This window comes from Kitasatospora sp. NPDC007106, from assembly GCF_040634455.1.
Taxonomy (GTDB): domain Bacteria; phylum Actinomycetota; class Actinomycetes; order Streptomycetales; family Streptomycetaceae; genus Kitasatospora; species Kitasatospora arboriphila.
Genome location: NZ_JBEYFP010000170.1, coordinates 1 through 10,665, shown reverse-complemented (window position 1 = coordinate 10,665; position 10,665 = coordinate 1). Strand labels below are relative to the sequence as shown.

Below are 10,665 nucleotides of genomic sequence, written 5' to 3'. Positions count from 1 at the left end.
GTCCGCGGCGACGGCGAGCGCCTCCCGGACGTCGGCGGGCAGCCTCTCCGGGGCGCCGCCCGCGCCCGCCCCGGCGCCTGCGGCGACCTGCTCGCGCAGCACCTGCCAGTCGCCGTACACCTCGTCGAAGTCGACGCGGCGGTCGCCGGTGCGGCCCACGGTGTCGATCTCGTGGTGGAGTTCGGTGCGGCCGGAGCCGGTCTGCGGCTCCTCGGGCTCCTGCCAGGGCAGGCCGACGGGCCGGGCGTCCTCGCGGGCGAGGCCGGTGGCCGGGTCGGCGAGCGCGGTGACGTGCGGCAGGATCCGCGGGTCGAGCCAGGGTTCGCCGCGCTGCACGTACTCGGGGTACACGGTGAGCCGCTCGCGGAGGGTGAAGCCGGCGGCGGCGGTGCGGGCGGCGAGGTCGTCGATGTGCGGCCAGGGGCGCTCGGGGTTGACGTGGTCGGGCGTCAGCGGGGAGACGCCGCCCCAGTCGTCGATGCCGGCGCCGATCAGCAGGGCGAACTCGCCGTCCACCAGGTTCGGCGGAGCCTGCAGGCGGACGGACGGGCCGAGCACCAGCCGGGCGGTGGCGACCGCGGCGGCGAGCTCCTCGAGTTCGGCGTCCGGCATGCCGCGCATCGCGGTGTCGGGCTTGGCGCGGAAGTTCTGCACGATGACCTCCTGCACACCCCGGTAGGCGCGGGAGACCCGGCGGATCGCGAACAGCGACTCGGCGCGCTCCCGGTAGGACTCGCCGATGCCGATCAGGATGCCGGTGGTGAACGGCACCGAGGAGCGCCCGGCGTCCTCCAGCACCCGCAGCCGGACGCGCGGCTCCTTGTCCGGGGAGCCGTGGTGCGGGCCGGACGGGTCGGACCAGAGCCGTTCGGCGGTGGTCTCCAGCATCATGCCCATGGACGGGGCGACCGGCTTGAGCCGCTGGAAGTCCGTCCAGGAGAGCACGCCGGGGTTGAGGTGGGGCAGCAGACCGGTCTCCTCCAGGACGCGCACCGACATCGCCCGCACGTAGGCGAGGGTGTCGTCGTAGCCGTGCGCGTCCAGCCACGCGCGGGCCTCGGGCCAGCGGTCCTCGGGCCGGTCGCCGAGGGTGAACAGGGCCTCCTTGCAGCCCGTGGCGGCGCCGCGGCGGGCGATGTCCAGCACCTCGTCGGGCGAGAGGAACATGCCCTCGCCGGCCCGGCGCAGCTTGCCCGGCACGGTGACGAAGGTGCAGTAGTGGCAGCGGTCCCGGCAGAGCCGGGTGAGCGGGATGAAGACCTTCTTCGAGTAGGTGATCACCCCGGGGCGGCCGGCCTCGCCGAGTCCGGCGTCGCGGACGCGGGCGGCGGACGCGCACAGGTCGGTGAGGTCGGCGCCGCGGGCCTGCAGCAGCACCTCGGCCTCGCCCGTGTCCAGCGCGACGCCGTCCCGGGCCCGGCGGAGCGCTCTGCGCATCGCGGACGCGGTCGGGGCGGCGGGCCGTACGGGGGCCGGGGCGGGGGTCTGCTCGGGCTCGGAGGCGTTCATGCGCCGACGATATCGGCCCCGGTCGGCGGCGGGAGCCGCGGTGCGGGTCACACGCCGGGAGGTGCCGGTCACACCTCGGGCAGGGTCTGTTCCGTCCAGATGGTCTTGCCGAACGGCGTGTGCCGGGTGCCCCAGCCCTGGGTGAGCTGGGCGACGAGCAGCAGGCCGCGGCCGCCCTCGTCGAAGGTGCGGGCCCGGCGCAGGTGCGGGGCGGTGCTGCTGGTGTCGGAGACCTCGCAGATCAGGCTGGTGTCGTGGATCAGCCGCAGCTCGATCGGCGGCCGGCCGTAGCGGATCGCGTTGGTGACGAGCTCGCTGACGACCAGTTCGGTGACGAAGGCGTACTCGTCGAGGCCCCAGACGGCGAGCTGTTCGGCGGCGAGCTTGCGGGCGTGCGAGACGACGGCCGGGTCGGGCGGCACGTCCCAGGCGGCGACCTGGGAGGTGTCGAGGGCGCGGGTGCGGGCGAGCAGCAGGGCGATGTCGTCCTCGGGGGCCTCGGGCAGCAGCAGCCGGAGGATCTCGTCGCAGGTCTCCTCCAGGGAGATGCCGCCGGCGGCGAGGGCGCGGGCGAGGCGTTCGATGCCGTGGTCGACGTCGTGGTCGACGGCCTCGACCAGGCCGTCGGTGAACAGCGCGAGCACGCTGCCCTCGGGCAGGTCGAGTTCGGCGGCCTCGAAGGGCAGGCCGCCGAGGCCGAGCGGCGGTCCGGCGGGCAGTTCGGGGAACTCGACGCGGCCGTCGGGGCGCACCACGGCGGGCCCGGGGTGTCCGGCCCGGGCGAGGGTACAGCGGCGGGAGACGGGGTCGTACACGGCGTACAGGCAGGTGGCGCCGATGTCGGCGGCCTCCCGCCCGTCCTCGTCGGCGGTGCGCGGGTCGGCCTCCCGGTCGAGGCGCAGCACCAGGTCGTCGAGGTGGGTGAGGAGTTCGTCCGGCGGCACGTCGACGTCGGCGAGGGTGCGGACGGCGGTGCGCAGCCGGCCCATGGTGGCGGTGGCCTGGATGCCGTGGCCAACGACGTCGCCGACGACGAGTGCGACGCGGGCGCCGGAGAGCGGGATGACGTCGAACCAGTCGCCGCCGACGCCGGCCTGCGGGCCGGCCGGGAGGTAGCGGGAGGCGATCTCGACGGCGGCCTGGCGGGGGGCGCGGTGCGGCATCATGCTGCGCTGCAGGGCGAGGGCGGTGTTCCGTTCGAAGGTGTAGCGGCGGGCGTTGTCGATGCTGAGGGCGGCACGGGCGGTGAGTTCCTCGGCGAGCAGGACGTCGTCGGCGTCGAAGTCCTCCTCGGTGCGGTGCCGGGCGAACAGCGTGATGCCGAGGGTGGTGCCGCGGGCGAGCAGCGGGGCGACGATCAGCGAGTGGGTGCCGGACTCGGCGATGCGCTGGGCGCGGACGGGGTCGACGGTGAGCCAGCGGCGGACGTCGGGGTCGTCGACGCGGTGCCGGGAGGGGCGGCCGGTGGCGAGGGCGCGGGTCATCGGGGAGTCGGCGGGCAGGTGGTCGGTCTGGCCGGGCGGGACGGCGGACTCGGGGCAGCCGATGAGGACGGACTGTTCGGCGGCGCGGCGGAAGACGGCGGGCCCGCCGGTGGGCCGGGTGGCGGCCTCGGTGCCGAGGAAGACGCTGTCGAGGAGGTCGACGCTGGTGAAGTCGGCGAAGTCCTCGGTGGCGACGTCGGCGAGTTCCTGGGCGGTGCGGGTGACGTCGAGGGTGGTGCCGATCCGCAGGCCGGCGGCGTTGACCACGGCGAGCCGGCGGCGGGCCCGGTACTCGTCGGTGGTGTCGAGTCCGCCGACGGCGACGCCGCGGACGCCGCCGTCGGGGCCCTTGAGCGGGTAGAGGACGGTCGTCCAGGCATGCGCGCCGGCCTCGCCGGGGGTGCGGAAGAGGTGGTCGGCGCGGACGGTCTCGCCGCCGGCGAGCACCCGGTTCATCAGGGCGGCGAGCCGGGCGTGCGGCAGTCCGGACCAGCGGTCGGCGGTCTCCGCCATGAGCAGGCCGACGGGTTCGCCGCCCTCGCCCATCATCCGCAGCACCTCGTCGTTGGCGCCGACCAGGCGGGTCTCCCGGTCGTACACGCCGACGGCGATCGGCAGCTGGCTGAAAGCCCATTCGCGCAGTTCCCGGTGGCCGGTGGTGGCGGGTTCGGCGGCGGCATCCGGGTCGGGGGCGACGGCGGGTTCGGCGGTGACCGTCCAGGCGGTGCCGGTGGCGGTGTGCAGCGGGGTGGCACGCAGGTCGGCGGTGACGGGGCGGCCGTCCCGGTGGAGCAGGGCGAGCCGGCCGTGCCACTCGGTGCCGCGGGCGAGTGCGCGCAGCGCCGCGGCGGGCGGCGGGGCGGCGAGCAGGTCTCCGGCGGGGAGGCCGAGAGCCTGTTCGGGGCGGTGGCCGAGCAGGCGTCGGGCGCCGGGGCTCCAGGCGGTCAGCCGGCCGTCGGGGCCGACGACGGCCGCAGCGTTCCCCGGCGGGGAGCCGCGATCACTCTCCGCTGAGCCGCCTGTCTCGTCCATCGGTGCTCTTCTCGCCGTCGCCGGGGCCGCCGGCCTCGCCCGTGCGGGGCCGGGCCCGCGCGTGCACCCTCCAGCATGGCCCGCGGGCGGGGCGGGCTCAAACGGTGCCGGGTGCCCGGCGCGGCGGGGCGGCTACTCGTTGACGAGCACGGGCAGTGACAGGACGGCGGCGGCGGGGGTGCCGGTGAGGTGGTCCGCGCCGACGGTGAGGTCGATGCCCTCGCGGCCGGCGTGCGGGCCGTCGTGCCGGCCGGAGGCCTCCTCCTCTTCCTGGTAGTGGAAGGCGCCGGTGCCGACCAGGGTGCCCTTGGCGTCGTAGAAGGCGGCGCGGAGTTCGAGGGCGAGGACGTCGCTGACGTCGGAGGTGACGGTGAGGTGGCCGGTGACGGCCCTGCCGCCGTCCAGCCGCAGGCCGGTGAGGCGGACGCGGTCGGTGAACGGGCCGTCCTCGACGCGGACCTCGCCGGGGGCGGGCGGTGCGGCGAGGACGGCGGCGGGCGCGGCGGCCTGCTTGGGCGCGGGCAGCGCGACGGAGGGCACCGGGGCCGGCTGCGGGTCGTCCGCGGGGGCGGCGGAGCAACCGGCGAGCAGGCCGAGGGCGAGGGCGGCCAGGGCGGGGCGGGCGAGGGCGCCGAGGCGGGGGTGCATGGGGCTCCTGGGTGTCGGCGGGGCCGGGAGGATCGTGCCTCCCGGCCCCGGTTCCGGCGTGGGGCGGTGCGGCAGGTCAGTGCCGCGGGGCCTTCCGGAAGAGCGCGCTGTACATCTTCCCGTACAGCGAGGTGTTGTCCTGGCTGGCGGCGAAGCGGTCGCCGCCCGGGCCGTAGGCGAAGATCGGCACGTCGGCGCCGGTGTGGTTGCCGGACAGGTAGGTCAGCCAGAGGCTGGCGTCGGCGGTGCCGTCCTTGACGCCGGCCGGGTCGTCGGGGGTGCGGAAGGTCGCCGGGGCGAAGTTCTTCGGGTCGCCGGCGCCCGCGCCGTTGACGATGCCGCTGGAGCGGGCCGGGTCCTTGGCGCCGCTGGTGGGACGGCTGGGCAGGCTGTTGTTGGCGGGGTTGCCGGCGTCGGTGTTGGCCGGCGGGGCGGCCGCCTCGGCGTTGGTGTAGGAGCCCTTCTCGATGATGTTGAAGCCGGCGCACTCGTGGTCGGCGGTGACGATCACGAGGGTGTGGCCGTCCTTCTTGGCGAAGTCCACGGCGGCGGCGACCGCGTCGTCGAAGGCCTTGACCTCGCCGAGGGTCTGGGCGGCGTCGTTGGCGTGCGAGCGCTTGTCGATCTGGGCGCCCTCGACCTGCAGGAAGAAGCCCTTGTGGTTGTTCTTGCCGAGCAGCGAGACGGCCTTGTTCGTCATCTCGGCGAGGGTGGGCTCCTGGCGCTGCGGGGCGTCGGCGGGCAGCCCGGCCTTGGCCTGCTCGACCGTCAGGTTGCCGCGGTTGAACAGGCCGACGACCTTGCGGCCCTTGGCGGCGGCGAGGTCGGTCCTGGTCGCGACCTTCTGGGTGGCGGCGGTCTGCGCGGGCAGCGCCGGGTCGCCGAAGCTGCCGAGCACCTGGTAGCCCTGGGCCTGGAGGGCCTTCTGGTCGTCCGGCTCGAAGCGGGCGAGGCCGCCGCCGAGGACGACGTCGGCGGTGCCGTTGCGGGCGATCTGCTCGGCGATCGGGGTGATCAGGGTGTGGTCCGCCGGGGCGGACTCGTAGCTGCCGTCGGCCTTCTTCGGCAGGCAGGCCGCGTCGGAGTAGACCGGGCCCTGGCAGCCGCGCAGCAGGGCGTGGCTGAACTGGGCGGCCGGGGTGGCGTCGGTGATCTCCGCGGTGGAGACGTTGCCGGTGGCGAAGCCGGCCGCGTGGGCCTGCTCCATCAGGGTGGCGACCTTCTTCTCGTAGGCGTCCACGCCGATCGCCGCGTTGTAGGTCTTCACACCGGAGGACCAGGCGGTGGCGGAGCTGGCGGAGTCGGTGACCAGGGCCGGCCGGGTGCTGTCCTTCTCGACGGCGTGGGTCGCCACGGCGCCGGTGAAGGGCAGCTTCTCCATGTTCAGGCGGCCGGCGGCACCGTAGTAGCGCTCGCGGCCGGCGGTGACGTGCGTGCGGCCCATGCCGTCGCCGAGCAGGTAGATGACGTTGCGGATGTCCGCGCGGTGCTCGTTCCGCTCGGCCGGCTCGGAGTGGGCGGTGACCACTGCACCGCCGACCAGGCTGCCCGAGAGTGCCAGCACGGTGGCGGCCTTCAAGGCCTTGCGCTGCATCAGGGTGTCTCCTCGACACATCGGCGCGCCCGGCAGATCGGTGCCGCGGCGCGCACCCGGGAACGACCCCGGGCGGTGTGAAGATAGGAGCACGAAGTGAACCGCGTACGCAGTGGACATGACGTACGGTCGAACACCTGACGCGCGGTCAAGATCCTTCCGTTTCCGATACCGCCGGCGGGTGTCCCGTCCGTCCGGTGACACCCGCCCCGGCGGGCCGCCGGCCCCGCGGCTCGGTCGGTGAAAACACAGCACAGCACGGCCCCGAGTTCGGCGTTCTGCCGCTGCTAGATCTCTGCGGACAGGATCGCCTGCGAGCCGTGGAAGGTGCCGGGCCACTGGTGCAGTTCGACCGACACGCCCGCCTGCAGCAGGCGCAGCCCGTAGGCGAGGGCCTCGTCGCGGTTGGGTCGAACTCCGCGGTGGCAATGTAGGCGGACGGCAGTCCGGACAGGTCGGCGGCCCGCGCGTGCGCGGCGTACGGGGTCGCCGGCCGGGAGCCCAGGTAGTGCCGCCAGTGGCTGGAGCGCCCCGGCCCGCCCAACCCGCTCGACCAGGTGTTCCTCGAGCGGCTCGCCGTCGCCGTCACCGTTGCTGCGGCCGTCGAACGGTACGGCCCGGCCCGCACCACGATGGCCGATCCCGCCCTCGTCGAACTGACCGTCAGCCCGCACAGCGACGAGGCGGACCGGGCCCGGGCCCTGCGCCTGCTGGGCTTCGCCGCCGACCGGCCGGTGCACGCCCTCGCCGTCCGCTCGGAGCTCCCGCTCGACCGGATCGGCACCGCGCTCTGCCCGGCCCACCCGGTGAAGGCCGCGCCGCTCGCGGGTGTCGGCGTCGTCCTCGCCGCCGCCGTCGACCCGGCGCGGATCCCGGCGGGCGTCCGTGCGGGCATCGGCTGCGCGGGCAGCCCGGACGCCTCCTGGCGGCAGGCCCGCACCGCGCTGCGCTTCACCACCCCGCGCGAACCGGTCGTCCGCCACGCCGACCTGGGCGCGCTCGCCCTGCTGGCCGAGACGCCCGCGGACGCCCTGCGCGAAAACCCCGACGTGGCGGCCGTCGCCCGGGTCGCCGCCTGCCCGGACGACCTGGAGACCCTGGACGCCTACTGCGCCACCGGTTCGCTGCGCCGCGCGGCGGAGTTCCTGCACCTGCACCACGGCAGCGTCGCCCGCCGGGTCGAGCAGATCGGGCGGGCCCTGGGCATCGACCTCGGCGGGCCGGCCGGGCTGCTGCGGGCCCGGCTCGCCCTCACCGCCTGGCGGCTCGGCCAGGACTGACCGTCCGCCGCACCGCCGGTCCGCCCCGGGCGGCTCCGGGCACGGCCCGTCCCCATGCTGCCCTGACGGGGCCGCCGCCGCCCGTACTGCGCGGCCGTCCGGGAAGGGTCGTCACACGAACGGGCCGAGCCGGATGCGCCGGCCGGGGCGGCCACGAAGGGTGAGGGAGCAGCCCGGCGCTGCCGGAAGGAGAGTGCACATGAGCACGATGGACGTCCCGGCCGGCGAGGGCGGCCGGCAGGTCACCGGGGCGGCTCCCGCCGTACAGCAGGCGGTGTCGGCGCCGCGGATGACCTGGCTGACGCTGGCCCTGATGACGACCAGTTCGGTGGCGAGCCTGCGGGCCGCGCCCACCATGGCGGTGTACGGCCTCGCCTGCGTGTTCCTCTACATCGTCCCGGCGATCGTCTTCCTGCTGCCGACCGCGCTGGTCTCCGCGGAGCTCGCCTCCGGCTGGACGGGCGGGGTCTACAACTGGGTGGCCCAGGGGCTGTCGAAGCCGCTGGGCTTCCTCGCGGTCTGGTGCCAGTTCGCGATGACGATCTTCTACTACCCGAGCCTGCTGGCCTACGTGGCCTCGACCATCGCGTACGTGATCGATCCGGCGCTGGCCAACAGCGGCCTCTACACCGCCATCGTGATCATGGTGCTGTACTGGACCGGCGTCTGGGTGTCCTCCCGCGGGACGGGCGCGGTCGCCGGCCTCGCCTCCTGGGGCCTGGTGATCGGCACCCTCATCCCGGGCACGCTGCTGGTCGTGCTCGGCCTGGTCTTCCTCGGCCAGGGCAACCCCTCGGCCGCGCCGATGAACGCCAGTCACATCTTCCCGGCCTGGACGGGCCTGGCCAGCCTGGTGCTGATCGTCAACAACTTCCTCAGCTACTCGGGCATGGAGATGAACGCCGTCCACGTCTCCTCGCTGAAGGACCCGCCGAAGGAGTTCCCGAAGTCGATGTTCCTGGCGATGGGCCTGGTACTGCTGATCTTCATCCTGCCGGCGCTGGCGATCAGCTGGGTGGTGCCCGCCGACCAGCTCAGCCTGACGGCCGGCGTGATGCAGGCCTTCGACGCGTTCTTCCAGTACTTCGACATCGGCTGGCTCACCCCGGTGATCGCGGTCGGCCTGGTCGCCGCCTCGCTCGGCGGCATGCTGACCTGGCTGGCCGGCCCGTCCAAGGGCCTGCTGCTGATCTCCCGCCAGGAGGGCTACCTGCCGCCGTTCCTGCAGAAGCTCAATGCGCACGGCGTGCAGCAGAACATCCTGGTCACCCAGGGCGTGGTCACCACCGCCATCGCCCTGATGTACGCCTTCATCCCGAGCGTCTCCAGCGCGTACTGGATCTTCTCGGTGATCACCACCCAGGTGTACCTGATCATGTATCTGCTGATGTTCCTCGCGGCGATCCGGCTGCGCCGCAACCAGCCCGACCACCCGCGCGGCTACCGGGCCCCGGCGCTCGTCGTGCTCTGCGTGACCGGCTTCGCGGCCTCCGCCGCAGCCATGGTCATCGGCTTCGTGCCGTCCTCGCAGTTCAGCGGCGGCAGCGTCTGGTCGTACGTCCTGATCGTCGGCGGCGGCCTGCTGCTGCTCGGCCTGATCATCCCGCTCGCCTTCCTGAAGACCCGCAAGCCGAGCTGGCGCCAGCCGGAGGCCGCCGCCGCCGAAGGAGGTGCGGCATGAGCCCGACCCGGATGGCCTCCGAGCACCGCTGGATCTACATCGGCGCGATCGTGCTGCTGCTCGCCATGCTGGTGATCGGCCTGATCACCTACACCCAGCAGCACGCCACCAACGAGTCCTACCGCAAGGCGCAGCAGCTCTCCGACGAGCTGGTCGCGGCCGGCTACCGGGCCGTGCCGGACCAGGAGCAGATCGCGAAGACGCTGGGTACCGACGGCGGCGCGGTCTGCGAGGACCCGGCCGGCACGCTGAACAACGCGCTGTGGAAGGTCAACCTGGCGAACGGCGCGGCCGGGCCCGGCCAGCGCCCGATCGTCGCCAACGCCAGGTCCGTCGAGGCCGAGGCGATCGTCCTGAACGTGTACTGCCCGGACAAGCTGGAGGACTTCCGCGACAAGCTCGACGACCTCGACACCGCCAAGACCGTCAACACCTGACCCGGCCGGCCGTGCCGCCCACCCCGGCGGCGCGGCCCGCCCGCGCCCCGGGAGCCGCCATGTCCGACCCCGCCGACGACCTCGCCGGGCGGATCTCCGCCCTGATGCCCCGCGCCCTGGCCGACCTCGCCGAGCTGGTCGCGATCCCCTCGGTCGCCGACCCCCGCCAGTACCCGCCGGAGCACTGCCGGCGGGCCGCCGAGTGGGTCGCCGCCGCCTTCGCCGACGCGGGCCTGCACGACGTGCACCTCGCCGAGACGCCCGACGGCAGCCACGCCGTGATCGGCCACCGCCCGCCGCCGCCCGGCGCCCCGACCGTGCTGCTGTACTGCCACTACGACGTGCAGCCGCCGCTGGACGACGCCGCCTGGACCTCGCCGCCCTTCGAACTGACCGAGCGCGAGGGCCGGCTGTACGGGCGCGGCGCCGCCGACTGCAAGGGCAACGTCGTCATGCACCTCACCGCGCTGCGGGCGCTCGGCGAGGACCTCCCGGTCGGCATCAAGTTCGTCGCCGAGGGCTCCGAGGAGCAGGGCACCGGCGGCCTGGAGGCGTACGTGCGGCAGCACACCGACGAGCTGCACGCCGACGCCCTGCTGATCTGCGACACCGGCAACGCCGAGGTCGGGGTGCCCACCGCCACCACCAGCCTGCGCGGCCTCGCCAACGTGGTCGTCACCGTGCGGACGCTGGCCGGCGACCTGCACTCCGGCATGTTCGGCGGGCCCGCCCCGGACGCGCTCGCCGCGCTGATCCGCATCCTCGACTCGCTGCGTGACACCGCCGGCGGCACCCGGATCAAGGGCCTGGACGGCAACGGGACCTGGCCGGGCGTCGGCTACGACGAGCAGCAGTTCCGCCGCGACGCCGGGGTGCTGGAGGGCGTCGCGCTGACCGGCTCCGGCACGGTCGCCGACCGGCTGTGGGCCCGGCCCGCGGTCACCGTCCTCGGCATCGACTGCCCGCCGGTGGTCGGCTCGGCCGCCGCGGTGCCCGCCAC

At 74.6% G+C, this 10,665-nt stretch carries 8 protein-coding genes and 1 pseudogene; 4 read left to right on the top strand and 5 right to left on the bottom strand.

From position 1 onward, the window contains the following. The 5 genes and pseudogenes from cofG to ABZ641_RS16260 all read right to left on the bottom strand — a co-directional run. The coding region (gene cofG, locus ABZ641_RS16280; protein ID WP_359982431.1) for a 7,8-didemethyl-8-hydroxy-5-deazariboflavin synthase CofG at nucleotides 1-1,437 on the bottom strand (1,437 nt) is incomplete at its 3' end. Between the two features lie 140 nt (nucleotides 1,438-1,577). Next, a complete protein-coding gene (locus ABZ641_RS16275) occupies nucleotides 1,578-4,025 on the bottom strand; it encodes a SpoIIE family protein phosphatase (protein ID WP_359982428.1) in 2,448 nt (815 codons plus the stop codon). 132 nt (nucleotides 4,026-4,157) lie between these two features. Further along, on the bottom strand, nucleotides 4,158-4,673 hold the full coding sequence (locus tag ABZ641_RS16270) for a hypothetical protein (RefSeq protein WP_359982425.1): 516 nt from the start codon (nucleotides 4,671-4,673) through the stop codon (nucleotides 4,158-4,160). 76 nt (nucleotides 4,674-4,749) lie between these two features. After that, on the bottom strand, nucleotides 4,750-6,267 hold the full coding sequence (locus tag ABZ641_RS16265; RefSeq protein WP_359982423.1) for an alkaline phosphatase: 1,518 nt from the start codon (nucleotides 6,265-6,267) through the stop codon (nucleotides 4,750-4,752). Nucleotides 6,268-6,554: 287 nt separating this feature from the next. After that, nucleotides 6,555-6,793, bottom strand: a pseudogene (locus tag ABZ641_RS16260) (alpha/beta hydrolase fold domain-containing protein); the annotation flags it as partial. Nucleotides 6,794-6,824: 31 nt separating this feature from the next. Here ABZ641_RS16260 and ABZ641_RS16255 point away from each other — a divergent pair. From ABZ641_RS16255 to ABZ641_RS16240, 4 genes are all read left to right on the top strand, one after another. Further along, a complete protein-coding gene (locus tag ABZ641_RS16255) occupies nucleotides 6,825-7,547 on the top strand; it encodes a helix-turn-helix domain-containing protein (RefSeq protein WP_359982420.1) in 723 nt (240 codons plus the stop codon). Nucleotides 7,548-7,836: 289 nt separating this feature from the next. Beyond that, nucleotides 7,837-9,228, top strand: coding sequence for an APC family permease (locus tag ABZ641_RS16250; RefSeq protein WP_344624748.1), 1,392 nt, complete (start codon nucleotides 7,837-7,839; stop codon nucleotides 9,226-9,228). Beyond that, on the top strand, nucleotides 9,225-9,665 hold the full coding sequence (locus tag ABZ641_RS16245) for a hypothetical protein (protein WP_344624718.1): 441 nt from the start codon (nucleotides 9,225-9,227) through the stop codon (nucleotides 9,663-9,665). The genes ABZ641_RS16250 and ABZ641_RS16245 overlap by 4 nt, the downstream gene beginning before the upstream one ends. Before the next feature lie 59 nt (nucleotides 9,666-9,724). After that, on the top strand, nucleotides 9,725-10,665 hold a 941-nt coding region (locus ABZ641_RS16240; protein WP_359982417.1), incomplete at its 3' end, for a M20/M25/M40 family metallo-hydrolase.